Source organism: Streptomyces sp. NPDC058576, from assembly GCF_042718715.1.
Lineage (GTDB): Bacteria > Actinomycetota > Actinomycetes > Streptomycetales > Streptomycetaceae > Streptomyces.
Genome location: NZ_JBHXPF010000082.1, coordinates 1 through 26,397 on the forward strand (window position 1 = coordinate 1; position 26,397 = coordinate 26,397).

General features: G+C 73.8%; 15 protein-coding genes. 11 read left to right on the forward strand and 4 right to left on the reverse strand.

Going from position 1 to position 26,397, the window contains the following annotated elements; genetic code table 11:
• Positions 1–43: 43 nt before the first annotated feature.
• Positions 44–415 (reverse strand): WhiB family transcriptional regulator, encoded by a 372-nt coding sequence (locus ACFWRV_RS33410; protein WP_384339663.1) that lies wholly within the window; start codon positions 413–415, stop codon positions 44–46.
• A 171-nt stretch (positions 416–586) separates the two neighbouring features.
• Complete coding sequence (locus ACFWRV_RS33415; RefSeq protein ID WP_384339664.1) at positions 587–1,285, reverse strand: DUF1707 domain-containing protein; 699 nt, start codon at positions 1,283–1,285, stop codon at positions 587–589.
• Positions 1,286–1,452: 167 nt separating this feature from the next.
• On the opposite strand from ACFWRV_RS33415, the gene ACFWRV_RS33420 reads away from it, so the two are divergent.
• Positions 1,453–3,132, forward strand: a complete 1,680-nt coding sequence (locus ACFWRV_RS33420; RefSeq protein ID WP_384339665.1) for a fumarate hydratase — start codon at positions 1,453–1,455, stop codon at positions 3,130–3,132.
• Positions 3,133–3,189: 57 nt separating this feature from the next.
• On the opposite strand, the gene ACFWRV_RS33425 is transcribed toward ACFWRV_RS33420, so the two are convergent.
• Positions 3,190–4,191: a LuxR C-terminal-related transcriptional regulator gene (locus ACFWRV_RS33425; protein ID WP_384339666.1), complete on the reverse strand. Its 1,002-nt coding sequence runs from the start codon at positions 4,189–4,191 to the stop codon at positions 3,190–3,192.
• Positions 4,192–4,273: 82 nt separating this feature from the next.
• Here ACFWRV_RS33425 and ACFWRV_RS33430 point away from each other — a divergent pair, with 82 nt between their 5' ends.
• The 7 genes from ACFWRV_RS33430 to ACFWRV_RS33460 all read left to right on the forward strand — a co-directional run bounded on the left by ACFWRV_RS33430 (position 4,274) and on the right by ACFWRV_RS33460 (position 20,153).
• Positions 4,274–5,689 (forward strand): MFS transporter, encoded by a 1,416-nt coding sequence (locus ACFWRV_RS33430; protein WP_384339677.1) that lies wholly within the window; start codon positions 4,274–4,276, stop codon positions 5,687–5,689.
• Positions 5,634–8,840 (forward strand): type I polyketide synthase, encoded by a 3,207-nt coding sequence (locus ACFWRV_RS33435; RefSeq protein ID WP_384339667.1) that lies wholly within the window; start codon positions 5,634–5,636, stop codon positions 8,838–8,840. The genes ACFWRV_RS33430 and ACFWRV_RS33435 overlap by 56 nt, the downstream gene beginning before the upstream one ends.
• The gene (locus tag ACFWRV_RS33440; RefSeq protein WP_384339668.1) at positions 8,837–14,533 is read left to right on the forward strand and encodes a MupA/Atu3671 family FMN-dependent luciferase-like monooxygenase; all 5,697 of its coding nucleotides are present in this window, start codon (positions 8,837–8,839) and stop codon (positions 14,531–14,533) included. Before ACFWRV_RS33435 ends, ACFWRV_RS33440 begins: the two co-directional genes overlap by 4 nt.
• A complete protein-coding gene (locus ACFWRV_RS33445; protein WP_384339669.1) occupies positions 14,530–15,831 on the forward strand; it encodes a M18 family aminopeptidase in 1,302 nt (433 codons plus the stop codon). Before ACFWRV_RS33440 ends, ACFWRV_RS33445 begins: the two co-directional genes overlap by 4 nt.
• A 119-nt stretch (positions 15,832–15,950) precedes the next feature.
• Positions 15,951–16,688 (forward strand): thioesterase II family protein, encoded by a 738-nt coding sequence (locus ACFWRV_RS33450; RefSeq protein WP_384339670.1) that lies wholly within the window; start codon positions 15,951–15,953, stop codon positions 16,686–16,688.
• Positions 16,685–17,551 carry an SDR family oxidoreductase gene (locus ACFWRV_RS33455; RefSeq protein WP_384339671.1) on the forward strand — a complete coding sequence of 289 codons (867 nt, stop codon included), beginning with the start codon at positions 16,685–16,687 and terminating at the stop codon, positions 17,549–17,551. Before ACFWRV_RS33450 ends, ACFWRV_RS33455 begins: the two co-directional genes overlap by 4 nt.
• Positions 17,552–17,588: 37 nt before the next feature.
• Complete coding sequence (locus ACFWRV_RS33460; RefSeq protein ID WP_384339672.1) at positions 17,589–20,153, forward strand: amino acid adenylation domain-containing protein; 2,565 nt, start codon at positions 17,589–17,591, stop codon at positions 20,151–20,153.
• Positions 20,154–20,217: 64 nt separating this feature from the next.
• On the opposite strand, the gene ACFWRV_RS33465 is transcribed toward ACFWRV_RS33460, so the two are convergent.
• Positions 20,218–21,771 carry a ricin-type beta-trefoil lectin domain protein gene (locus tag ACFWRV_RS33465; RefSeq protein ID WP_384339673.1) on the reverse strand — a complete coding sequence of 518 codons (1,554 nt, stop codon included), beginning with the start codon at positions 21,769–21,771 and terminating at the stop codon, positions 20,218–20,220.
• Between the two features lie 106 nt (positions 21,772–21,877).
• Between ACFWRV_RS33465 and ACFWRV_RS33470 the strand changes: the two genes are divergently transcribed.
• The 3 genes from ACFWRV_RS33470 to ACFWRV_RS33480 all read left to right on the forward strand — a co-directional run bounded on the left by ACFWRV_RS33470 (position 21,878) and on the right by ACFWRV_RS33480 (position 26,367).
• On the forward strand, positions 21,878–23,293 hold the full coding sequence (locus ACFWRV_RS33470; RefSeq protein WP_384339674.1) for a class II fumarate hydratase: 1,416 nt from the start codon (positions 21,878–21,880) through the stop codon (positions 23,291–23,293).
• Between the two features lie 95 nt (positions 23,294–23,388).
• The gene (locus ACFWRV_RS33475; RefSeq protein WP_384339675.1) at positions 23,389–24,075 is read left to right on the forward strand and encodes a DUF402 domain-containing protein; all 687 of its coding nucleotides are present in this window, start codon (positions 23,389–23,391) and stop codon (positions 24,073–24,075) included.
• Positions 24,076–24,459: 384 nt separating this feature from the next.
• Complete coding sequence (locus ACFWRV_RS33480; RefSeq protein ID WP_384339676.1) at positions 24,460–26,367, forward strand: SpoIIE family protein phosphatase; 1,908 nt, start codon at positions 24,460–24,462, stop codon at positions 26,365–26,367.
• Positions 26,368–26,397: the final 30 nt, after the last annotated feature.

A 26,397-nucleotide genomic window follows, 5' to 3' on the forward strand; every position in this document is an offset into this window, starting at 1 on the left:
GAGCGGACCATCGCTCCCCGCACCCCCTCCTCGTGCCGCGTGGTCAGCCCGCCGCGGCTATGTGCTCGGCCGTCGACGCGGCCGTGAGCTCGATGTCCCGCCGTCGTCGCCGGGCCAGCGCCACCCGGCGCTCGGCTGCGGTGAGCCCGCCCCACACCCCGTACGGCTCGGGCTGCATCAGCGCGTGCTCCCGGCACTCCACCATGACCGGACACCGGGCGCAGACCCGCTTGGCGGCCTCCTCGCGGGCCAGCCGGGCGGCGGTCGGTTCCTTCGACGGGGCGAAGAACAGGCCCGCCTCGTCCCGGCGGCAGGCCGCATCGGAATGCCAGGGGCCCGCATCGTCCTCCCGAGCGGGGGTCCGCTGGGCCGGAACGGCGGCGACCTGCAGAGGCTGATGCGGCGGTTGCAGCACGGGCTACTCCTGACGACGGCTACGGCGACGGCTTCGCGAGCGGGAGTCGATGCTGCACTCCCTACCCGCTGTGCGTACGCCTATGCACTGAGTGGCACCGGCGCGCGACTCACCGCAATGCGCCCCCGCGGCATTCTGGCCGATTACCGGAGGTCGTCCGCTGTGCCGTATTCAGTGGCCGAGGTGTTTACGCAGGTGCTTCTGGAGGTCCGCGACGAACTTGCCCCGCTTCGGCCGCGCTTCCACGCTCCCGAACACGGAATAGCCGTTCACCACGACGACCGGCGCTTCCGGGTCCGCCGATTCGAGCGTCCGTACCTCGAAGGTGCCGAAGACACCCGTGCCGTTACCGCGCAGGGAAATGTTCTCCGGGACCCGGACGTCGACGCTGCCGAAGATGGAGGTCGCATTGATGACGGTGTGGCGTTGGCCGAAAAGAGCTTCGGTCAGATCGATCTCCACGCTGCCGAAGAGCGCGAAGGCGTTCGTCCGGCCGCCGACCCGCCAACGGCCCTTGCGGGAGGCGCCGCTGAAGACCGCGACGAGATTCTCCGCGGGGCCGTCGGGGCCCTCCGGGCCGTAGGCGTACGGCTGCTGCGCACCCGGGCGGGAGGAGGAGGAGCCGGCGGACGCGGGCAGGTCCCGGACCAGCGGCTGGAGTTCGCCGACGGTCTTGGCACGGTAGACCAGGTCCACCCGCTCGGCGTGCTCCTCGGCCGTCAGACGGCCCTCGGCCATCGCCTCCCGCAGGATGTCCGCGATCCGGTCGCGGTCGGCGTCGGAGGCGCGGATGTCATCGCCGTTCAGGACGTCGGCGGGCGGTGGGACGGCCGGCGCGTGAGGCTGCTGGGGCTGCTTCTCTGGGTCCACCGGCCCAGCGTACCCAAACGCGATAGATCGCGACTACCCCTCCAACCGGCGCGCCCCGCCGAGGGTGCGTCCAGGTGAGCCTTACCTCACAGGATCCGCCCGAAGGCGGCGTTCTACCCTGGTGGACGCGCTGCCCGAGGAGGTCAGCCGCTGTCGCCGAGTGAGGAATGGCCGTCATGGCAGAGTTTGCGTACTCCGATCTGCTCCCCCTGGGGGAGGACACCACGCCGTACCGTCTGGTGACCGCCGAGGGTGTCTCCACCGTCGAGGCCGACGGCCGTACGTTCCTCAAGGTCGCCCCGGAGGCGCTGCGCACGCTGGCCGCCGAGGCGATGCACGACATCTCGCACTACCTGCGCCCCGCCCACCTGGCGCAGCTGCGGCGGATCGTCGACGACCCGGAGGCCTCCTCCAACGACAAGTTCGTGGCGCTGGACCTCCTGAAGAACGCGAACATCGCCGCCGCGGGCGTCCTGCCGATGTGCCAGGACACCGGGACGGCGATCGTCATGGGCAAGCGCGGGCAGAACGTGCTGACCGAGGGCGGTGACGAGGAGGCCCTGTCGCACGGGATCTACGACGCGTACACCAAGCTCAACCTGCGCTACTCGCAGATGGCCCCGCTGACCATGTGGGACGAGAAGAACACCGGCTCCAACCTCCCGGCCCAGATCGAGCTGTACGCCACCGACGGCGGCGCGTACAAGTTCCTGTTCATGGCGAAGGGCGGCGGCTCGGCCAACAAGTCGTTCCTCTACCAGGAGACGAAGGCCGTTCTGAACGAGGCCTCCATGATGAAGTTCCTGGAGGAGAAGATCCGTTCGCTGGGGACCGCGGCCTGCCCGCCGTACCACCTGGCGATCGTGGTCGGCGGCACGTCGGCGGAGTTCGCGCTGAAGACCGCCAAGTACGCCTCCGCGCACTACCTGGACGAGCTGCCCGCCGAGGGCTCCCCCACCGGGCACGGCTTCCGGGACAAGGAGCTGGAGGAGAAGGTCTTCGAGCTGACGCAGAAGATCGGGATCGGCGCGCAGTTCGGCGGCAAGTACTTCTGCCACGACGTGCGCGTGGTGCGCCTGCCCCGGCACGGCGCCTCGCTGCCCGTCGCCATCGCCGTGTCCTGCTCGGCGGACCGCCAGGCCACCGCGAAGATCACCGCCGAGGGCGTCTTCCTGGAGCAGCTGGAGAAGGACCCGGCGCGCTTCCTGCCCGACACCACCGACGAGCACCTCGACGAGGCCGGCGGGGACGTCGTGCAGATCGACCTCAACCGGCCGATGGACGAGGTGCTGGCGGAGCTGACCAAGTACCCGGTCAAGACCCGGCTCTCGCTGACCGGCCCGCTGGTCGTGGCGCGCGACATCGCGCACGCCAAGATCAAGGAACGGCTGGACGCGGGCGAGGAGATGCCCCAGTACCTGAAGGACCACCCGGTGTACTACGCGGGTCCGGCGAAGACGCCCGAGGGGTACGCCTCCGGCTCCTTCGGCCCGACGACGGCCGGCCGGATGGACTCCTACGTGGAGCAGTTCCAGGCGGCGGGCGGCTCGAAGGTGATGCTCGCCAAGGGCAACCGCAGCAAGCAGGTCACCGACGCCTGCGACGCGCACGGCGGCTTCTACCTCGGCTCGATCGGCGGCCCGGCGGCCCGCCTCGCGCAGGACTGCATCAAGAAGGTCGAGGTCGTCGAGTACGAGGAGCTCGGCATGGAGGCGGTCTGGAAGATCGAGGTCGAGGACTTCCCCGCGTTCATCGTCGTCGACGACAAGGGCAACGACTTCTTCACGGAGCCCGCCCCGGCGCCGACGTTCACCAGCATTCCGGTGCGCGGGCCGGGTCTGGCCTGACCCCGTTCCGCACGTAGGAGGAGGGCCCGTCCGTGCGGACGGGCCCTCCTCGCGTCCTCAGCCGTCCAGCAGGCCCGACGTCGCGACCAGATAGCCGAGTTGCGCCCGGCTGTTGCTGCCCAGTTGCTCGGAGACCTTGCGCATGTGCTCGGCGACGCTGCGGCGGCTCATGCCGATCCGGCGGGCGATGGCGGCGTCCGTCTCGCCGTTGACGACGGCCTGGAGGATGGCGCGCTGGAGGTCGGAGGTGACGACGGGGGTGCGCAGCGGCGCGCGTTCGGGGCGGACCGGGACCGCGCGGGACCACGCCTCGTCGAAGTGGCGGACCAGGAAGCGGACCAGGGACGGGTGCTGGACGCGCAGGGCGCTGTTCGGTTCGTCGGAGAACGGGACGAAGGCGAGGTCCCGGTCGAAGACGATGAACCGGTCCACGACCTCGGCGAGGGTCCTGACCTCGGCTCCCTCGGCGGTCACCTGCTCGATGTAGGCGAGCGTGGTGCGGTCCGAGCGGACGGTGTGCTGGTAGAGGGTGCGCTGCCGGATGCCGCGCCGCAGGTTGCCCAGGTCGCGCGGGAGCGACTGCTCCAGGACGTGGGCCGGGCGTCCGCCGCCGGGGTGGGCGGTGCGGACCTCGGCGCGGCAGCCGCTGACCCCGGCGTCGAGGGCCTTGCTGATGACGGCCCCGCCGGAGAGCCGGGTGAGGGCCGGGCGTTCCTGCCGGTGCACCTCGGCGTAGAGGCCCTCGAAGGCGGCGAGGGTGGCGCGGGCGGAGCGCAGGGTGCGGCGCTGCTCGCCGATCGCCTCCTCGATCGGGGCGAGTGCGGCGAACGACGCGGTCTCCGGCGGTACGGGGACGAGGTGGCCGGGCGCGTCCTGGTCGGCCACCATCAGGTGCAGGGAGCGCAGACAGGCGGGTGCGGCGGCGGCCGGGAGGCGGCCCTCCGTCAGCGCACGGCGATAGGTCGCGAGCGCCGCCTCGCAGGGTTGTTCCGGTATCGACCGGTCCGAGGGTGATTCACGGCAATCACATACCGGTGAGGGGGAATGATCGTCCTTCACAAGGATGCAGATTACCTTTGTGCAATCGGGAGCACCCCGCCCGGCACCCGCGCTCGACGAGTATGTGTCGGTGACATCTGAAATCGGGAGCGCGGACGGGCCGAAGGCGGACGAGCCGGACGGCGGATCTCAAAAGACCCGGGAGACCGCGGTCTCCGAGCGCCGTTTCCGATTCCTCGTGGCCGGTTACGCGGTGTCTTCCTACGGCACATTCCTGAATATGGTGGCGCTCAATCTCTTCGTCTACGAGACGACGGGCCGGGCGTTGGCCATGGGGCTGTTCATGGCGGTGCGGCTGGCCTCCGGATTCGTCGCCGGTCTGGTCGTGGGCGGACTGCTCGCCCGGTTCAGCGCGAAAAGCATCATGCTGTGGGCGAATGTCGGCCAGGGCGCCGTGATGCTGGTGCTCATCCTGGCGCCGGACTCATGGGTGACCGGGGCGCTGATGGCCGTCTCGGTGGTGATCGGGGCCTGCGGAACGCTGTTCATGGTCGCGCTGCGCAGTTCGATCCCGGAGATGGTCGGCGAGGACCGCAGGGCCTGGGCGAACTCCCTGTCGATCACGGGACGTTCGCTGGCCATGGTTGGGGGCTTCGCCTCGGCGGGCGTGGTGGTGTCCCTCGTCGGGTACACCGCCGCCTTCCTGCTCGACATGGCGACGTTCGTGGTCTGTGCGGTGACGGTGGCCCTGCTGCCGATCGCCGGCGGCAAGGGGGCGAGCAGCGCCGCCGCCCCCGAGGCCGCCGGGAGCGGAGAGGACGCGTCCGGGGCCGGGAAGGGCGGGCGGCGGTGGAAGCCGGTGGCCTTCCTGGCGCTCGCCGCCGCCCCCGGGCTGGGCCTGATGGTGGCCCTGCGCGGGGTCGACGCGTTCGGCTCCTCGTCCCACAACGCGGCGCTGCCGATCTACTCCACCTCGCTGGACGCGTCGAATCCGGCGGTGTTCGTCAGTGCGTTCTGGTGTGTGTGGGCGCTCGGCAACATCGGCGCCCAACAGGTGATCCAGCGGTACGCGCAGCGCACCGGCCGCTCGGTGGGGGCGCTCGGATTCGGCTACGGCACGGTGGTGATGTCAGCGGCGTTCATCGCGGCGTTCGCCGGGTTCCCGCTGGCGGTCACGGCGGTGATCGCGCTGATCGCGGGGGCCGCGGACGGCCTCACCGAGGTCGCGTACACCTCGCACCTCCAGACACTTCCGGCCACGTTGCGCGGTCATGCCTTCGGTCTTTCGGCCACTTTCGAGAACCTCGGTTTCGGCGTCGGCATGATCCTGGTGGCGGCGGCCCTCGACCGGTTCTCCCCGCTGGCCGTGGTGGGCTGGTCCCACGGCGCCGCCATCGTCGTCGCGGTGGTGTTCCTGCTGAGGGTGGCGGCGGTGCGGCGAGCGGAGCCTGCGGGGCCGATGGGGCGGGCGGGGAGTACGGGGCTGGGAAAGGAAGAAGCCGTTGAGGGACGACCGGATCGCGGTGATCGGGACGGCGCTGAGGTTTCCCGGGGCTGACACCCCCGAGGCCTACTGGCGCGACATCCGGGCCGGCACGAGCCGCGTACGCCGGTTCACCCGGGCCGAGTTCGCCGCGGCGGGGGTCCCTGCGACGGCGTACGAGCAGCCGGGGTTCGGCGGGGCGAGCGCGCTCCTGACGGAGGTGGACGGCTTCGACGCCGGGTTCTTCGGGATGGGCGGGCGGGAGGCGGAACTCACCGATCCGCAGCAGCGGCTGTTCCTGGAGTGCTGCTTCCACGCCCTGGAGGACGGGGGGTACCCGGACGAGGGGCGCGGCGATGCCTCGTTGCGGATCGGGGTGTACGGCAGTTCCGGCTATCGCCTGTACTCACTGCACAGCTATCTGGCGGCGAACCTGGCGGCGGAGGCCGGCTCGGGCGACTGGATGACCGCCAAGCAGGTCCAGGTCGGCAACTACACCGACTTCACCGCCACCCGGGCCGCCTTCCGGCTCGGTCTGACCGGGCCCGCGCTGACGGTGTCCACGGCCTGTTCCAGCGCCCTGGTATCGGTCCATCTGGCCTGCCAGGCGCTGCGCGCCGGGGACGCGGACCTGATGCTGGTGGGCTCGGCCGCCCTGCATCTGCCGCAGGTCACCGGCCAGGTCCCGGTGAAGGGCTCCACCCTCTCCCCCACCGGCGCCGTCCGGGCGTTCGACGCGGACGCCGACGGCACGGTCGGCGGGAACGGGGCCGCCGCCGTCCTCCTGAAGCCGCTGGAGCGGGCGCTGGCCGACGGCGACACCGTGCACGCGGTGATCCTGGGCTCGGCGGTCACCAACGACGGTGCGGACAAACGGGGGTTCGCCGCCCCCGGGGTCGCCGGGCAGCGGGACGCGGTGCTCGGGGCGCTGCGCGCGGCGGGGGTGGACGCGGCGTCCATCGGCTATGTGGAGGCGCACGGCACGGGCACGCTGAAGGGCGACCCGATCGAGTTCGCCGCCCTGACCGAGGCGTTCCGCGCGCACACCGACCGGACCGGGTTCTGCGCGCTCGGCTCGACGAAACCGGCCATCGGCCACCTGGACAGCGCGGCGGGGCTCGCAGGGCTGATCAAGGCCGTCGAGGTGCTGCGGCACGGGGTGGTCCCGCCGCTGGTGAACTTCGCCCGGCCCAACCCGGCGCTGGCGGTGGACGACAGCCCGTTCCTGCTGCCGGTACGGGAGGAGGTCTGGCCGCTGGCGGGGGTGCGGCGAGCCGGTGTGCACTCCATCGGCATGGGCGGTACGAACGCTCACGTGATCCTGGAACAGGCGCCGAAGGCCGTGTCCCCCGCGCCCGCCGAAGCCCCCGTGCCCGCGCTGCTGCCGCTGTCGGCCGCCGACGGGGACGCGCTGCGGGCGTACGCCACCGCGCTGCGGGACCGCCTGGCGGGCGAGGCGCCCCCCTCCCGGGCCGATCTGCTGACCACCACCGCGCTCGGGCGGCGGCTCCTGCCGCACCGGCTGGTGGTCACGGCCGAGGACCCGGTGACGGGGCTGGAGGCGTTCCTGTCCGGTTCCCCGGCGGGCGATGCGTACGCGACCGGGGTCGTCGGAGCCGCACGGCAGCCGGTGTTCCTGTTCAGCGGGCAGGGCGGCGGGCGTCCGGGCATGGGCGCGGAACTCGCCGCGCGCTTCCCGGTGGTGGCCGAGGTGCTGGAGGTCTGCGGCCGGGTGTACGCGGAGGAGACCGGCCGGGACGACTTCCTGGACCGGGTCGTCGGCGGCCGGGGACCCGAACGCTGGGACACCGCGTTCGCGCAGCCCGCCCTGTTCGCCCTCCAGCTCGCCCAGGCCCGGCTGTGGGAGCGGCTCGGGGTCACCCCCGCCCGGGTCGCCGGGCACAGTGTCGGCGCGTACGCGGCACTCTGCGTGGCCGGGGCGCTGGACGCCGAGGACGCGATGCGGCTGGTCTGCGGCCGCGGGCGGCTGATGCGGGATCGGTCCGTTCCGGGCGCGATGGTCTCCGCGTTCGTCCCCGGGGCCCGGGTGCGGGAGCTGCTGGCCGCCGTCCCCGGGCTGGAGACGGCCGTGGTCAACGGGGCGCGCCACCATGTGCTGGGCGGAAGCCCGGAAGCGGTGGGCGCGGTCCGGGGGATGCTGGCCGCGCGGGGGGAGCGGTTCGAGGTGCTGGCGGTGGACCGGGCGTTCCACACGGCGTTGCTGGACCCGATGCTGGAGGAGTTCGGGCTGCTCGCCGAGAAGACGGAACTGCGCCCGGTGCGGACGGACTTCGTCGACGCGATCGACGGTACGGCGCGTCCCGCCGGGTGGCGGCCGGACGCCGCGTACCTGGTCGCGCAGGCTCGCCGGACGGCCGACTTCGCCGCCGTTCTGGGGGAGTTGGCCGAGTCCCCCCTGCTGCTGGAGCTGGGCCCTTCCGCCGTGCTGACGGGGCTGGTCCGCCGGTCGTTGCCGGACGCGGTCTGCGTGCCGACGCGCGACTGGGAGCGGGCGGTGGCCGCGCTGCACTGCGCCGGGGCCGGGGTGGACTGGGCCGCGGTGCTCGACGGCTGCGGCGGCCGGCGCGTCCGGCTGCCCACGTACCCCTTCCAGCGGCGCTCCCACTGGCGGGGCCCGGCCCCGTACGCACCCCCGGCACCGCTCGTATCGCCGCCCGCCGCGCCCGGCGGGCCCACTCGCCCATCCCCACCCACGACGGAGGACCGCATGACCGAACAGGCCGTACTGGACAGGGTGCTGGAGCTGACCGCGCGCCATCTCGGCCACCGTCCCGACGAGGTCGCCGCCGATCGCACCTTCGTCGGGCTCGGCGCGGACTCGCTCCAGCTCATCGGGATGGTGCGGCAGTTGGAGGCCGAGTTCGGCACGGAGATCAGCATGCGGGAGATCCTGGAGGAGGCGGGCACGCCCCGGCTGACGGCCGCGCTGATAGCCGGGCGGGCGGCGCCCGCGACGACGACGGCGGTGGTCGTGGAGCCGGCGCCCTCCCCCGTGACCGGGACCGGCTCCCCCGGAACGCCCGTCATTGACCGGCCCGACGCGCGCCCGCCCGCCCCCGACGCGGCCGTCCACGCCACCCGCGCCGAGGTCGACGCCCTGTCCGAGCAGATACGTCAACTGGCCGACATCCAGGCGGCGATGCTCACCCAGCTCTCCGAGGCCGTCGCGCTGCTGACCGCCCGCGCCGGGGCGGAGACCCGATGAGCGCGGAGGCACGCACCCCCGCCGGGACCACCGCCGCCGACGCCGTGGCCAGGGCCGCGGAGCTGTCACGTGCGCTCACCGCCCAGCTCGCGGCCGCCCGCGGCCGGCTCCCGGCGGACGACGCGAAGCCCGCCGCCGGGGAGAGCGCGCACGGCCCCCGGCTCGTCGTGGACGCGGCCGGCGGAATGGCCGGGGCCGGGGCCGACGAAGCCCAGCGGGCCCACACCGCCTCGCTGATCCGGCGGTTCACGTCGCGCACCCGCACCTCCAAGGAGCTGGCCCAGCAGCACCGTTCGGCGCTCGCCGACAGCCGGGCCGTCGTGGGCTTCCGGGACGCCACCAAGGAGATGCTGTACCCGATCGCGGCCCGCTCGGCGCACGGCTCCCGGCTGGTCGACGTGGACGGCAACGCGTACACCGACATCACCATGGGCTTCGGCGCGCTGCTGCTGGGCCATGAGGCGGAGCCCGTCACCGAGGCCGTGCGCCGCCACCTCTCCGACGGGCTGCGCTTCGGGCCCCGGTCCCCCGACACCGGGGAGGCGGCGGCCCTGCTCGCTTCGCTGACCGGCATGGAGCGGGTCGCCTTCGCCTCGTCCGGTACGGAGGCGAACTCGGCGGCGATCCGGCTGGCCCGGGCCGCGACCGGGCGCGACAAGGTCGTCATGTTCCGGGGCTCGTACCACGGGCACATCGACTCCGTGCTGGGCCGCCCCGGCGGCCCCGGGCAGCACGCGGTGCCCGTCTCCAGGGGCATCCCGGACAGCGCGGTGGCGGAGCTGATCGTGCTGGAGTACGGGGAGCAGGAGTCCCTGGAGGCGATCGACGCCCTCGGCGACACCATCGCGGCCGTGCTCGTCGAGCCCGTGCAGTGCCGCAACCCGGGGCTGCGGCCGGTGGAGTTCGTGCGAGCGCTGCGTGAACTCACCGCGCGCCGGAACATCGTGCTGCTCTTCGACGAGATGCTGACCGGGCTGCGGCCCCACCAGAGCGGCGCGCAGGCGCATTTCGGGGTGGTGCCGGACCTCGCCACGTACGGCAAGGCGCTCGGCGCGGGCTTCCCGGTCGGCGCGGTGGCGGGGCGGGCGGATCTGCTCGACGGGGTGGACGGCGGGTTCTGGCGGTACGGGGAGCCCGGCGGGCCCTCGCGCGAGACCACGTTCATCGGCGGCACGTACATGCAGCACCCGCTGTCGATGGCTGCGGCCCGCGCGGTGCTCACCCACCTCACCGAGCAGGGCCCCGGGCTCCAGAGCGGACTGAACGCCCGCACCCAGGCGCTCGCGGACCGGCTCAACGCCTTCTTCCGCGACGAGGAATTCCCGCTGGAGCTTGCCCACTTCGGGTCGATGTTCCGGTTCAAGCACCGCGCCGACCTGGAGTTGCTGTACCACCACCTCCAACTGCGCGGCGTGTACGTGTGGGAGTGGCGCAGCTTCTACCTGTCCACCGCCCACACCGAGGAGGACGTGAACCGGGTCGCGGAGGCGGTGGAGGGATCGCTGCGCGAGCTGCGCGACGGCGGGTTCTTTCCCCGGTCCACGCCTCGTCCCGTGACAGCGGAGCCGGTCGGGGCCCCGCGCCCCGCACTCGACTTCGGTGTCTACTTCTTCGGCGACTACCCGGAGGCGGAAGCAGCCGCCGAGGCGGCCGGGACCGGTACTCCGGAGGCGTACGACGCCCTCTTCGAGACCGCGCGCTTCGCCGACGAGCACGGCTTCTCCTCCGTCTGGCTGCCCGAGCGGCACTTCGACTCCTTCGGCGGACTCTTCCCGAACCCCGCCGTGCTCGCCTCCGCCGTGGCCCGGGAGACCGAGCGCGTCCGGATCAACGCGGGCTCGGTGGTCCTGCCGCTGCACGATCCGGTGCGGGTCGCCGAGGAGTGGTCGGTGGTCGACAACCTCTCGGGCGGCCGGGTCGGCATCGGCTGCGCCACCGGCTGGCACGCCCGGGACTTCGCCCTGCACCCGGACCGGTTCGCCGACCGGCGGCGGATCGCCTTCGACCACCTCGACGAGGTGCGCCGGCTGTGGCGCGGGGAGGCGGTGCGGCGGCGCACGGGCGAGGGCGCGGAGGCGGAGATCAGGATCCGCCCGCGTCCGGTGCAGGAGGAGCCGCCGTTCTTCCTGGCCACCTCCGGTCAGCGGGCGTCGTACGAGGAGGCGGCCCGGCGCGGGCTCGGGGTCGTCACCAACCTGATGAGCCAGACCGTGGACGAGCTGGCGGCGAACATCGCGCACTACCGGCGTACGCGTGCGGCGTGCGGGCTCGACCCGGCGGCCGGGCGGGTGACGGTGCTGGTGCACACGTATCTCGGCGACGACCACGCCACCGCGCGGGCGGACGCGCTGGAGCCGATGGTGCGCTACCTGCGGTCCTCGCTGCTGATGCGCTCGGCGGCGACGGCGGCCGGGCAGCGGCGTGAGGACGTGGCGGCGGCGAGCGAGGAGGACCTGGACTACCTGTTCCGCCGGGCCTACGACCGCTACTGCGACCAGCGGGCCCTGATCGGCACGCCGACGAGCGTCGCCCCGTTCGTGGCCGCGCTGCACGGGGCCGGGGTGGACGAGATCGCCGCGCTGGTCGACTTCGGGATGGACCGGGGACGGCTGCGGTCGGGGCTTGAGCGGCTGGACGTCCTGCGCCGCCGGACGCGGGAGCAGGACCCCCGGGGCCCGGTGCGGGAGACCGTCGCGCCCGCCACCTCGGCGCAGCGACGGCTGTGGCTGGCCGCGCAGTTGATGCGGAACCCGGCGGCGTACAACGAGACCCAGGCCGTACGGCTGCGCGGTCCGCTGGACGTCGCGGCGCTGCGGGCGGCGGTCGACGGTCTGGTCGAGCGGCACGCGGGGCTCCGCACGGTGTTCCGGGGCGAGGACGAGGTGGGCGTCGTCCAGGTCGTCCGGGACGGGCTCCGCGCCCCGTTGACGGTGTCCGACGCCCGGGGCGAGGACGCCGGGAAGGCCATCGGAGCGCTGCTCGCGGAGGAGAGCCACCGGGCCTACGACCTCGCCGAGGGGCCGCTGTTCACGCCCCGGCTCCTCCGGCTGGCAGACGACGATCATGTCCTGGTCCTCGGTATGCACCACATCATCACCGACGCGCACTCCGCCGCGCTGATCGCCGGGGACCTCCGGGAGCTGTACGCGGCGGCCCTCGCCGGACGCCCGCCGGTCTTCGAGCGGGCCGCCGGGACGACTGTCGGGGCCCCCGAGCCGCCGCGTGACCCGGCCGACCTGGTCTGGTGGCGCGAGCTGCTGGGCGACCGGCCGCCGGTGCTGGCCCTGCCGACGGACCGGCCGCGCGGCCGCCGGGTGGCGGGGCGCGGCGCGGCGGTGGCCCGGACCGTGGGCCGGGAGCGGGCGGACGGGCTGCGGGAGTGGAGCGGGCAGCAGGGAGTGACCCTGTTCGCCACGCTGTGCACGGCCTGGCAGCTGGTGCTGCGGCGCCGGTCGGGTCAGGACGCGTTCCTGCTGGGCACGACGTTCGGGCGGCGGCGGGCGGAGACGGCGGACGCGGTGGGCTTCCACGTGGCGCTGCTGCCGCTGTCGCTGTCCGCGACGGACTCCACCCCGCTGCCGGAGGCCGTACGGGCCACCGGCCGGGCGCTGTTCGCGGCGGAGGAGCACAGCGGGGTGGACCTGGACGCGCTGCTCGCCGCCCGTCCGGACCCGGGGAATCCGCGTCCGATGGTGACCGTTTCGGTCGATCTCGACCGAGCGGCGCTGGCCGGAATCGATCTGCCCGGGCTGCGTGCGGAGCCGGTGGCGGCCGGGACGGAGTCGGCGCCGCTGGAGCTGGCGCTGATGGCCACCCACGCTCCGGACGGGAGCCTGCGGCTGCGGCTGCGCTACGACGCGGACCTGTTCGACGCGGCGACGGCGGAGGGATATCTCGTCGAACTGGAGGGGCAGCTGGACGCGGTGACGGCCGCGTCGCCCGGGACGCCCGCCGTGGACGCCGCCGCCGTCCTGCGCGAGGTCTGGGAATCCGTCCTCGATCTGCGCGACTTCCCCGCCGACAGCAACTTCTTCGACCTGGGCGGCAATTCGATCGCCGCGATCCGCCTCGTGAACCGGGTCCGGGACACCCTCGGCGTCGACTACCCGCTGGCGGACTTCTTCGCCGACGCGACCCTGCGGGCGATGACCGGGCAGCTGGCGGGCGACGGCCCCGCGACGGAGGGGGACGCGGCTGGGGCCGACGTGAGCGCGGCCGTCGTCGACCGCGCCCCCGTCAGCGACCAGCAGGCCCGGATGATCGCCGGGCACCACGCCATGCCCGACCCCGCCGTCTGGAACGTCCCCACGCGGATCGCGTTCACCGGGGCGCTGGACCCGGCGGCCCTGCGGTCCGCCGTGTCCGAGGTGATCGCCCGGCACGACGGGCTGCGGACCCGGTTCGTCCAGGAGGGCGCACCGGACGGGCCGTGGTGGCAGGAGGTGGTGGCGGCGGGGCCGGTGGCGTTGCCGGTGGAGGACCTGACCGGGCTGCCGGCCGATGAGCGGCGCCGCCGGGCGGACGTCCTGTGCCGGGCGGACGCGGCGGGCCCCTTCGACCTGGGGCGTCCCCTGGTGCCCCGGGTGCGGCTGCTGCGGGTCGAGGAGGACCGCTGGGAGCTGATGTTCGTCCTGCACCACGTGTGCGCCGACGGCTGGTCGCTGTCGGTGCTGCTCGCGGAGATCGCCGCGCTGTACACGGCGGCCGCGGCGGGCGTTCCGCACGGTCTGCCCGATCCGGCGATGCAGGCGCCCGGGTACGCCCGGTGGCAGCGGGAGCACCACGACCCCGACGTCGAGGCGGAGCGGGCCGCGTTCTGTGCCGCCTATCTGGACGGGGTGCCGTCCGCCGTACCCGTACCGACGGACCGGCCGCGTCCACAGAAACTGAGCGGGCACGGGGAGACGGTGCGCGGGGTCGCGTCGGGCGAGGTGCGTGCGGCGGTGGAGGAGTTGGCGACCGCGCGGCGCACCACCCCGTTCGCGGTCGCGGCGGCGGCTCTCGGGGTGTTCTTGACCCGGCTGTCCGGGGAGGAGGACACCCTGCTGAGCGTGCCGTACGCCAACCGCGAGGGCACCGCCTCGGAGTCGCTCGTGGCGATGACGTCCACCGCGGTGATGGTGCGCGTACGACTGGATTCAGCCAATCTTGAGGAGACGTGCGGGGAGCTGGCGGTGCGTACGGGCGCGGGCGCGCTCGGCGCCATGGCGCATGTGCTGCCCACGGCACGGATCATGCAGGCGATGCGGGACGCGGGCGCTGTCAGCGTCCCCGACCGGGTGCCGCACGTCCTGGCCTTCCAGAACTCCGTCGACACGGACATCGAGATCCCCGGCCTGCGGGTCGAGGTGACCGATCTGGCACCGCCGCTTTCCCGCAGCGAGCTGTGCTTCGGGCTTGCGCCGCGCCGGGACCCCGCGAAGGGTTATCGAACGTTCCTGGAATTCTCCACCGACCTGTGGGACCACGAGACCGCCCACGACCTTCTCGCGTCGTACACCGACCTGCTCGCGGAGTTCTGCGCCCGGCCCGACCGGCCGGTGCGGGAACTCCTCGGGGAGCGCCCCTCGCCGGGGTCCTCGGGCCAAGGCTCCGGGGGCTCCGCCCAGGGCGCCAGCGCCGGGCCCGACCAGCCCGGCGGACCGTCACCCTCCCAGTCACTGTCGAACACCGGAAAGGCGGACGCCGTATGACTCCGGCCCCCCACCGCAGCCACACCGACGACCTGCTCTCCTTCATCGCCGCCAGCCCGTCCCCGTACCACGTGGTGGCCAGTGCGGCCCAGCGTCTGGAGAAGGCCGGGTTCCGTGAACTGCGCGGCACGGACGACTGGACGGGGGCGACCGGCGGCTGCTTCGTCAGCCGCGCCGGTGCGCTGATCGCCTGGTACGTCCCCGAGGGCGCCCCCGCCCACACCCCGTTCCGGATCGTCGGCACCCACACCGACTCGCCGAACCTGCGGATCAAACCCGCTCCGGACACCGGGACGTCGGGGTGGCGGCAGATCGGGGTGGAGATCTACGGCGGGGTGCCGCTGAACACCTGGCTCGACCGGGACCTGGGCATCTCCGGCCGGCTCGCGCTCCGCGACTCCGGCGGCGTCCCGCGCAGCCGGCTCGTCCAGATCGACGAACCCCTGCTGCGGGTGCCCCAGTTGGCGATCCACCTGGACCGTTCGGTGAACGAGGGCGTGGCACTGGACCGGCAGCGGCACATCGCGCCGATCTGGGCGCTGGGCGCGCCGCGGGAGGGCGAGCTGCTGCGCCGGGTCGCGGCCGCCGCCGGGGAGGACCCGGCGGACGTGCTGGGCTGGGACCTGAGCCTGCACGACATCCAGCCGCCCGGATACCTGGGCGTGGACCGGGAGTTCGTGGTGGCTTCGCGGCTGGACAACCAGGTCTCGGTGCACGCCGGGGTGACCGCGCTGGTGGACGCGGCGACGGGGTCCAGGCAGCCCGCGTTCGTCCCCGTGCTGGCCGCCTTCGACCACGAGGAGGTCGGCAGCGGCTCCGAGACGGGTGCGCAGAGCCCGCTCCTGGAGCGGATCCTGTCCCGGTCCGTCTCGGCGCGCGGCGGCAGCGAGGAGGACTGGTCGCGGGCGCTGGCGGGCGCGTTCTGCGTCTCCGCCGACATGGCGCACGCGGTGCACCCGAACTACTCCGAGCGGCACGACCCCGATCACCGTCCGCTGCCCAACGGCGGCCCGACGGTCAAGGTGAACGTGAACCAGCGGTACGCCACCGACTCCACCGGCATCGCGGTGTTCACGGCAGCAGCCGAGCGGGCCGGGGCACCCTGGCAGCCGTTCGTCTCCAACAACGCGATGCCCTGCGGCACGTCGATCGGCCCGCTCACGGCGGCCCGCCTCGGCGTCACCACGGTGGACGTCGGGGTGCCGGGCCTGTCGATGCACTCGGCGCGCGAGCTGTGCGGGGTGCGCGACCCGGGCTATCTCGCCGCGATCCTCACCACGATCATGGTCGGGGACTGACCGGTCCGCTCCACCGGACCGCTGGACCGGACAGCTGGACCGGACAGCTGGACCGGACAGCTCGACCGGGACGCCTCGACCGAGAGAACTCGACCGAGAGAAAGAGAACAGGAACGATCGTGGCCGACGAAGACACCGTCCTCATCTGCCTGCCCTTCGCCGGGGCGGGCCCCTCCTTCTTCACGCCCTGGCAGAAGCTGGCGCCGGAGGGTCTGCGGATCCTCCCGGTCTCCCTGCCGGGCCGCGAGAAGCGGTTCCCCGAGCCCGCGTACACCTCGGCGGCCCCGGCCGTCGACGACGCGTACGCGCAGGTGACGGCGGCGCTCGGCGGAGCGGGCGGAGGCGGGGGCGACCCGGTCGTCCTGTTCGGGCACAGCATGGGCGCGGTGCTCGCGTACGAACTGGCGCACCGGATCGAGCGGTCGGGCGGGCCGATCCGCCTCGGCGCGCTCGTCGTCAGCGGCGCGCCCGGCCCCTGGTCCCCGCGCACGGACCGGGCCGACGGGCTGCCGGACGAGGAGTTCGCCGCCCGGGTCCGGGCGTTCGCCGGGTATGACCACCCGGCGCTGGCCGACCCGGAGATGCGGGAGCTGCTGCTGCCGACGCTCCGGGCGGACGTCCGGCTCCACGAGACGTACGCCCCCTCCACGGACCGCCCCCTGGGCGTGCCCGTCGTCTCCGTCCGGGGGCGCGAAGACACCCTCGTCAGTGCGGCGGAGGCAGCCGAATGGGGCCGGGCGACGACGGGCAAGCTGACCGTGGCGGAGCCGGCCGGCGGGCACATGTATCTCACCGAACGGCCGGGCGCCCTGCTGGAACTGGTGGCCGCCGAGGCACGCGCGGCGAGGGGCCGGTGACCGGCGGCGGTACGGGACCGGCCGCCGGTGCCGGCGCGGGCCGGCTCGTCGGGCGGACGGCGCTGATCACCGGGGCGGCGCGCGGTCTCGGCCGGGCCTGCGCCGTGGCGTTCGCCCGCGAGGGGGCGGACCTGGTGCTGCTGGACGTGGCGGGCGAGCTGGCCGGGGTGCCGTATCCGCTCGGTTCGGCCTCGCAGCTCGCGCACACCGCGGACCTCTGCCGCGAGGCGGGGTCCGCCGTGCTGACCCGGCGGGCCGACGTCCGGGACCTGGCCGCTCTGGAGTCGGCGGCGGAGGCGGCCGAGGAGCGCTTCGGGCGGATCGACGTGCTGGTCAACAACGCGGGCATCGCCGCCCCTTCGGGCCGTCCGGCGCACGAGATCACCGAGGCCGAGTGGCAGTTGATGATCGATGTGGATCTGGGCGGCGCGTGGCGGGCGATCCGGGCGGTGGGCGGCAGGATGGTCGCCCAGGGGTCCGGTTCCATCGTCAACATCGCCTCGACGGCGGGCCTGGTGGGCTACCGGCACTTCGCCGGATACGTCGCGGCCAAGCACGGTCTCGTCGGCCTGACGAAGGCGGTGGCCCTGGACTACGCGCCCCGCAAGGTCCGGGTGAACGCGGTCTGTCCGGGCTCGGTGCGGGACGACGAGGCGATGGAGGGCCGGATGCTCGCGGAGATCGCCCGCTCGCTGGAGGTGCCGGTCGCCGAGCACGAGACGGCCTTCGTCCGGGACCAGCCGATGAACGCGCTGGTGGAACCGGAGGACGTGGCGGCCGCGGTGCTCTGGCTGGCCACGGACGCGTCCCGGCAGGTGACCGGCAGCGTGGTCACCGTGGACGGCGGGTTCACGGCCCGCTGACTCCCGATTTCACTCTCGCCGACGAGGAGTTGCGCACGTGCCGCCTGCCCATCACACCCTGACGGTCCGCCTGCCGTCGGCCGCCACCGACACCGCGCTCGCCACCGTCCTCACGGCGGCGGCGGAGCTGTGGTGGCCCGGGGACCGCCGCCGCCCCCGGCTGTGGACGGAGTCCGTGCCCGCCCCGGCCGCGTCCGAGGCGGCGGCCCGGCGGCGCGAGGCCGAGGCCCGCCGCCCGCTCGCACCCGGTCACCCGCTGCGCGTGGTGCGGCTGCGGTACGCGGACGGGCAGCCCGCCGATGTCGTCCTGACCGCTGCCACGTCCGCGCTGGACGCCCACTCGCTGCGGCTCGTCGCCCGAGTGCTGCGCGGCGAGCTTGCGGCGGACGCGGTCACTCCGCTCGCCGGGCCGCTCCACCCGGACCTGCGTCTCGACGCGGAGACCCGGCGCCTGGCCTCGGCGCTCGCGGTCACCGTCGGGCGGTACGAGGGCGCGGTCGCGGTGCGCGTCGCCGTCCCCGTACCGGCCCGGGACCGGCCGCCGTACGCGCTGGGGGCGCTCGACGGGCACGCGGTGTTCGCGGCGGACCTGTCACCCGGCCGTACGGTCGCGGATCTGCTCGCCACCGAACCGGTCGTCCCGGCCGAGGGCGGGGAGCCGCCCGCACCGGAGCTGGTGGCGGGCGACGGGACCGGGCCCGCCTCCCTGCCGGCCGGCCCGGACGCCCTTCCCGTGCCGGCACACCAAGTGGAGCGGGTACGGCAGCAGTTGCTGAGCGCCCCGCCGAACACCCCCCTGGGGCACCTGAATCCTCTGGGTGAGGCGGAGTCGGCGGCGCAACTGGCCCTCGGGGCGCGGCCCGAGCGGGCGATCCCCCGCCGCATCGACGAAGCCTTCGCCGCCCAGGCAGCCGCCCGCCCCGACGCCCCCGCGCTCACCGCAGGGTCCGCCACCCTCTCGTACGCCGAGCTCGATTCCCGCGCCGAGCTGTTGGCCGACGGCCTGTACGCCCACGGTGTCCGCCCCGGTGACCTCGTCGGCCTCTGTCTGCCCCGCTCGACGGACCTGGTGGCGGCGATGCTGGCCGTGCTGAAGGCGGACGCGGTCCACGTGCCGCTGGATCCGGAGCATCCGGCGGACCGGCGGGAGCGCACCGCGCGGGACGCGGGAGTCCGGCTGACGGTCGAGGACCCGGCCGACCTCGTCGGCCACCCGCCCCGCCCCGCCGCACCCCCCGGGGAGCCCGGCGCGCCCGCGTACGTCATCCACACCTCGGGCTCGACCGGCCGCCCCAAGGGCGTGGTCGTCCCGCACGCCAATGTCACGGCCCTGGTCGACGCCGTCCGCGACGACTTCGGCCTCTCCCCCGACGACACCTGGACGTGTTTCCACTCGGCGGCGTTCGACTTCTCGGTGTGGGAGATCTGGGGCGCGCTGCTGACGGGCGGGCGGCTGGTGGTCGTGGACCACTGGACCACCCGCTCGCCGGAGGACTTCCACGCCCTGCTGGTCCGGGAGGGGGTGAGCGTGCTGAGCCAGACCCCCTCCGCGTTCACCCAGCTCGCGGCGGCCGACCGAACGGCGGGCGGGTTGTCCGCCCTGCGGCTGGTGGTGCTGGGCGGCGAACCGCTGGACGCCCGCCCGCTGCTGGACTGGTTCGACCGGCATCCGGAGGACCGCTGCCGGCTCGTCAACATGTACGGGATCACCGAGACGACCGTCCATGTCACCGCCACCACGGTGACCCGCCGGGAGGCGCTCGCCGGGTCCCGGTCGGTGGGGCGGCCCCTGCCCGGCTGGTCGGTCCGGGTCCTGGACGCGCACGGGCGGCCGGTGCCGCCGGGGGCGCCCGGGGAGATCGTGGTGGGCGGGGCGGGCGTCGCGTTCGGCTATCTGAACCGGCCCGCCCTGACCGCCGAACGCTTCGTCCCGGATGTCCTGGACCCGGCGGGGCGGCTCTACCGGAGCGGGGATCTGGGGCGGCTGCTGTCCGACGGAACGCTGGAACACCTCGGCCGGATCGACGACCAGGTGAAGGTGCGGGGCTTCCGGATCGAGCCGGGCGAGATCCGGCACGTGCTGCTGGAGGACCCGGCGGTGTCGGCGGCGGCGGTGACCGTGACCGGCGGCGGGGACGGGGACGCGGCGGCCGTGCGGATCGACGCGTACGTGGTTCCGGCCCCGGGGGCGGGCGAGGACCCCGGCCCCGTACGGGAGCGGGCGGCCCGGCTGCTGCCCGCGCACATGGTGCCCGCGACGGTGATCGTGCTGGACGCCCTCCCCCTCACCGCGAACGGCAAGCTGGACCGGGCCCGGCTGCCCGCGCCCGGGACCTGCCGGACCGCCGGGGCGACGCCTCACGGAGCCGCGTCCGGCGGGGCCGCGCCGGACGCCGCCCTCGCCGCCATCTGGCGGGACGTGCTCGGCGTCGAGGAGATCGGGCCGGACGACGACTTCTGGGACCTGGGCGGCAATTCGCTCTACGCGATCCGGATCGGCACGCTCGCCCGGGAGCGCGGGCTGCCCGGCATCCCGCTGCGCCAGTTGTATCTGACGCCGACTCTGGGGGCGCTGTCCGAAGCGCTGTCCCTGGAGACCTGACGAGGTGAGAGCGGGCGGAGGGGCCGGCCGGGGATCACCACGGCCGGCCCCTGCTCGGTCCTCGCTACGCGAAGCGCTGCTTCGCGCCGCCGTCGCACGTCTGGAGCTTGAGCGGGTCCTTGGCCCCCGCCAGCGTCAGACACAGACCCGTCGCGGCCGCCGGGCGGATCGTGCCCGCCTGCCGGACGAACTTCTGGTTGGCCGCGCCCGCGCAGTTCCACACGACGAGCGTGGCGCCCGGGTTGTACCTGGCGCCGGACACGTCCAGGCACCGGTCGTGGCTGAGGGCGGTGCGCAGGGTCTGCGTACCGGCGTCGTACCACCAGTTCTGGTTGCGTCCGCCGTGGCAGTCCCAGCCGCCGATGGCCGTGCCGTTGCGGGTGACCGAGCCGGGCGCGTCCACACACGTGCCGGTCGCCTCGTTCTTCAGCGGGGTGAACACGTCGTCCCAGGCCGCCCTGGTCAGGACCGGGTTCCCCGTGCTCGCCGGGTCGGCGCAGCTCGCCTCGCGCAGCCCGGAGTCGTACAGCTGGGTGAGGCAGGAGGCGAAGGCCCGGTGGCCGGCCGCGTTGGGGTGGAAGGACTGCCGGACCGAGTTCTCGTCGGGCAGGCCGGGCTTGCTCAGGTCGATGTAGAGACCGCGCGCCCAGGGGCTCTCGCTGCACACCTCGTGGCCGTGGAAGAGCCGGGAGTTGTCGAGGTAGGAGGCCCCGGTGGCGGTGGCCGCCTTGCGCATGCCGGCCTGGAAGGCGGGTACGGCGGTGTTGCGCCCCCAGACGGTGTCGGAGTCGTAGCCGAGCCCGCCGCAGATCAGCTTGCCGGGGAAGTTCGGGTTGTCGCGGAAGTCCGGGCCGATGGGGCTCGGGTAGCCCATCAGGACGAGCTTGTAGTCGTCGTCCCCGTACCCGGCGCCGGTCATCACCGTCCGCAGGTCGCGGACGGTCGCCTCGACCTTGGGGACCAGCGCGTCGACGCGGGCCTGCCAGCCGCCCGCGTACTTCGGCTCGCAGGGGCCCTGGAGGCTGATGTAGCGGACCACGCAGTCGGTCATGACCGGGCCGAACTGGAGGTCGTCGTTGGCCCCGGCCACCAGGACGATCATCTTGATCCGGGTGTTGCGGGCCTTGATCGCGAGACTGTCGCTCTGCACGAGTTCGTCGGCGTACTGCTTGTCTCCGCCGATTTTGATGTTCCCGGTATAGGCCCCGGAGCACGAGACGTTGTACGTGAGGTCCGCCGCGATGCCCGTGCGGTGGATGGCGGCCTCCGGCGAGCGGTGGCACCAGTTGTCCGGACCGTTGGTGCCGGGGTCGTAGGTGCCGACGCCCTCGCCGGAGATCTCACTGTCGCCGAGCGAGATCAGCCCGGTCTTGCGCTCGCCGAGCGGGCGCTCGGCGGGGCTGCCGTACAGCTGGGTGGCCTCGGCGGCCCGGACGGCTTCCAGTGCGGGCGGGAGAGGGGTGGATGCGATAGAGCTGGTACCCGACTCCGTCGCGCCCGCGGGTCCGGCGGCGGCCATACCGCCGACGGCTGCCGCGAGCGCCACGGTGGCGGCGACCGTACAGCGGAGCCGGCGAAGGCTTCGGAGCCCTCGAAGTCTGGTGCTGGTGCGCCTCATTGCGCCTCCCGGTAAGTGGTTACCCCCGGTATTTACTGGCCGGTAGGCGACTTGGGAATACATAGAACAAGACACGTGCTCATCTTTTTCAGGAGGTTTAAACACCATGGGCGACACATCAGGCGACACGTCGGGCGGCAGCGGGTTCCGGATCGAGCACGACTCGATGGGTGAGGTGCGGGTTCCCGCGCACGCGAAGTGGCGCGCGCAGACCCAGCGGGCGGTGGAGAACTTCCCCGTCTCCGGGCAGCGCCTGGAGCGGGCCCACATCGAGGCGCTGGCCCGGATCAAGGGCGCGGCCGCCAAGGTCAACGCCGAGCTGAAGGTGCTGGATCCGGACATCTCCACCGCGATCCGGGAGGCCGCCGCCGAGGTCGCGTCGGGCCGCTGGGACGAGCACTTCCCGGTCGACGTGTTCCAGACGGGGTCCGGCACCTCGTCGAACATGAACACCAACGAGGTGATCGCCACGCTGGCCACCGAGCGCCTCGGCCGCGAGGTCCACCCCAACGACCATGTGAACGCCTCCCAGTCGTCCAACGACGTCTTCCCGTCCTCCATCCACATCGCCGCCACCGCCGCCGTGACCGCCGACCTGATCCCCGCCCTGGACCACCTGGCGGCATCCCTGGGGCGGAAATCGGCCGAATTCTCGGAGGTCGTGAAGTCCGGCCGTACGCATCTGATGGACGCCACCCCGGTCACCCTCGGCCAGGAGTTCGGCGGCTACGCGGCGCAGATCCGCTACGGCGTGGAGCGGCTGCGCGCCTCGCTGCCCCGGCTCGCCGAACTGCCGCTGGGCGGTACGGCGGTGGGCACCGGCATCAACACCCCGCCCGGCTTCTCCGCGGCCGTGATCGCCGAGGTCGCGGACGCCACCGGGCTGCCGCTCACCGAGGCCCGCGACCACTTCGAGGCGCAGGGCGCGCGGGACGGCCTGGTGGAGACGTCCGGCCAGTTGCGGACCATCGCCGTGTCGCTGACGAAGATCTCCAACGATCTGCGGTGGATGGCGTCGGGCCCGCGCACGGGACTCGCGGAGATCGCGCTGCCCGACCTCCAGCCGGGCTCGTCGATCATGCCGGGCAAGGTCAATCCGGTGATCCCCGAGGCGGTCCTGATGGTGGCCGCCCAGGTCACCGGCAACGACGCCACGGTGGCCACGGCCGGCGCGGCGGGCAACTTCGAGCTGAACGTGATGCTCCCGGTCATCGCGAAGAACCTGCTGGAGTCCGTACGGCTGCTCGCGAACGCCTCCCGGCTGCTCGCGGACCGTACGGTCGACGGCATCACCGCCGACGTCGAGCGGGCCCGCGCCTACGCCGAGTCCTCGCCGTCGGTGGTGACCCCGCTCAACAAGTACATCGGCTACGAGGAGGCGGCGAAGGTCGCCAAGAAGTCCCTGAAGGACGGGACGACGATCCGCGAGACGGTCCTGGCCTCGGGCTATGTGGAGCGCGGTGACCTGACGATGGAACAGCTCGACGAGGCGCTGGACGTGCTGCGGATGACGCGTCCGTGAACGCCGGGCGGGTGTGCTCGCCGATATCCGGGTGACCTGAGTCGCAGCGGGCCGGTGGGAGCGCTCCGTAAGATCCCTCCATGACAGGTACGGGGATGACAGGCACGGGAGAGTGCGGGCGCTGGGCGCCGGGGGACCGGATCCTCTGGCGCTACCGCGACAACGGCCGGAACCACCCGACGGCCGGTGCCCCGCCCGTGCACATCTGCCGTCCGGTGACCGTCGTGCAGGACACCGACGAGCTGCTCGCCGTCTGGATGGCGCCGGGCACCGAGTGCGTGCGGCCGGTGCTGGCGGACGGCACCCAGGTGCACGCGGAGCCGCTGGCCACCCGCTACACCGCGCCGCGCACCACGGCCCGCTCGACGTGGTTCGGGTCCGGGGTGCTGAAGCTGGCCCGGCCGGGGGACCCGTGGTCGGTGTGGCTGTTCTGGGACCGCGGCTGGATGTTCCGCAACTGGTACGTGAATCTGGAGGAGCCCCGCACCCGGTGGTCCGGAGGGGTGGATTCCGAGGATCACTTTCTCGACATCTCCGTGAACCCCGACCGGAGCTGGAAATGGCTCGACGAGGACGAGTTCGCGCAGGCGCAGCACGTCGGCCTGATGGACCGGGAGACCGCGCGGCGGGTCCGGGAGGCAGGCCTCGCGGCGGTCGAGGTGATCACCGGGTGGGGGGCGCCGTTCCGGGACGGCTGGGAGCACTGGCGGCCCGATCCGCGGTGGCAGGTGCCGCCGCTGCCGGATGACTGGGACCGCACCCCTGCCCGTATGCCGTCGTGAGACCCTGGAGAGACCCTTCGGGCGGCCCGGTCGGCAGGTCCGGCCGTACGGAGGGCAGAACACCGCAACCAGCGGGCGCCACACCGGAACTGACCACAAGTCATCACACCGGTCGTGCGGAGCGACGGGCCACGGACCCGGACGTTCCGTTCGGTCGCGGGAGCCACTACGAGGGGGTGGAGACATGCACGCCGGCCGCTGCCCGCTCGCCGCGTCCGCCGAGGGCGGGGTCACCCGTCGGCCATCTCCTCGGCGCTCGGTTTCGGCCCCTTCATCGGGGGCATCCGGTGACAGCCGTTGTTCTTCCCGCGCTTGCCGGGGCACAGTGACGCCCCACGAGGTGACTGCCTCATACAACCGGCCCGGACGGACGGAATCCCACGCGTGACGGAGCACCCCACCTCCCACGAAGGCCGGCAGCCGCTGACGGCCCGGCCGCAGGAGCGCACCCGGCCCCGGCAGCAGGACGCCGCGGCGGCGGCCGCCGCTGCCGCCGTACCGGCTCCGGCCGCCGCGCCGAACCCGGGCCCCGGGACGGCCGCCGTCGCCGACGCGCAGGCGGCCACCCGCCGCGAGGGCGACCGGCTGCGCTTCGTCGGCGCGGCGACCCGGCGGATCGCCCGGGGCATAGACCTCGACGAGATCGTCCTCGGGCTGTGCCGGGCCAGCGTTCCCACGTTCTCCGACGCGATCCTGGTCTACCTCCGCGACCCGCTGCCGGTCGGTGACGAGCGCCCGGTGAGCCCGTTCGTCCTGCGGCTGCGGCGCAGCGACCGGCTGCGCGTCAGCGACGAGGAGGGCGCCGAGGCGTCCGGCTCCGAGACGGAGCGGCTGCGCCCGCTCGTCCTGGACCCGCAGGCCGACCTGATGCCCGCCGCCGAGCTGTGCGAGGTGCGGGCGGGCGGTGCGCTGGCCGAGGTGCTGCGCGGGGTGCGGCCGGTCTTCGGCGACTCGGCGGCGGCCCGGGCCGCACTGCCCGAGCTGCTCGGCCCCGGCCGGTCCGTGCCCACCGGGCACCGGGCGATCCTGGCCCCGCTGCGCGGCCGGCGCCGGGTCATCGGGGCTGCGGTCTTCGTGCGCGGCACCGAGCGCACCCCGTTCGAGGCCAGCGATCTGCTGGTCGCGGCGCAGTTGGCGACGCACACCGCGCTCGGCATCGACAAGGCCGTGCTGTACGGGCGCGAGGCCTACATCGCCGACGAGCTGCAGCGCACGATGCTGCCCGACTCGCTCCCCCAGCCCACCGGTGTCCGGCTCGCCTCGCGCTACCTCCCGGCGGCCGAGACGGCCCGGGTCGGCGGCGACTGGTACGACGCGATCCCGCTGCCCGGCAGCCGGGTCGCGCTGGTCGTCGGCGATGTGATGGGCCATTCCATGACCTCGGCGGCGATCATGGGCCAGCTCCGGACGACGGCGCAGACCCTGGCGCAGCTCGACCTGCCGCCGCAGGAGGTGCTGCACCACCTGGACGAGCAGGCGCAGCGGCTCGGCAGCGACCGGATGGCGACCTGCCTGTACGCGGTGTACGACCCGGTCGCGCACCGGATCACCATCGCCAACGCCGGGCATCCGCCGCCCGTGCTGCTGCACCTGGGCGGGCGCGCCGAGGTGCTGCGGGTGCCGCCGGGCGCCCCGATCGGGGTGGGCGGTGTCGACTTCGAGGCCGTCGAGCTGGACGCGCCCGCCGGCGCCACGCTGCTGCTGTACACCGACGGTCTGGTGGAGTCGCGGCTGCGGGACGTGTGGACGGGTATCGAGCAGCTGCGGGAGCGCCTCGCGGCGACCGCGCAGCTCACCGGCGACGACCACTCGCCGCCGCTGGAGGCGCTCTGCGACGACGTGCTGGACATGCTCGGGCCGGGCGACCGGGACGACGACATCGCGCTGCTCGCCGCCCGCTTCGACGGGATCGCCCCGAGCGATGTGGCGTACTGGTACCTGGAGCCGGAGGACGCGGCTCCGGGCCGGGCCCGCAGGCTGGCCCGGCGGGCGCTGAGCCGCTGGGGTCTGGACGACCTGGCCGACGAGGTGGAGCTGCTGGTCAGCGAGGTCGTCACCAACGCCGTGCGCTATGCGGAGCGGCCGGTGACGCTGCGGCTGCTGCGGACCGACATCCTGCGCTGCGAGGTCGGCGACGACTCCCCGCAGCTGCCCCGGCAGCGCCGGGCCCGGGAGACGGACGAGGGCGGGCGCGGGCTGTTCCTGGTCAACCGGCTGGCCCGGCGATGGGGGGCGACGCGCCTGTCGACGGGCAAGGTCGTCTGGTTCGAAATGGCGGCCCGGGCGCAGTAGGACGGCATGAGGGAGGGGGCGGGCCGATGG

Bases quoted from the DNA above. Each gene is read 5' to 3' on its own strand.
- ACFWRV_RS33420 (WP_384339665.1), top strand. From the start codon at position 1,453: ATGGCCGTCATGGCAGAGTTTGCGTACTCCGATCTGCTCCCCCTGGGG.
- ACFWRV_RS33475 (WP_384339675.1), top strand. From the start codon at position 23,389: ATGACAGGCACGGGAGAGTGCGGGCGCTGGGCGCCGGGGGACCGGATC.
- ACFWRV_RS33445 (WP_384339669.1), top strand. From the start codon at position 14,530: ATGACTCCGGCCCCCCACCGCAGCCACACCGACGACCTGCTCTCCTTC.
- ACFWRV_RS33465 (WP_384339673.1), bottom strand. From the start codon at position 21,771: ATGAGGCGCACCAGCACCAGACTTCGAGGGCTCCGAAGCCTTCGCCGG.
- ACFWRV_RS33470 (WP_384339674.1), top strand. From the start codon at position 21,878: ATGGGCGACACATCAGGCGACACGTCGGGCGGCAGCGGGTTCCGGATC.
- ACFWRV_RS33440 (WP_384339668.1), top strand. From the start codon at position 8,837: ATGAGCGCGGAGGCACGCACCCCCGCCGGGACCACCGCCGCCGACGCC.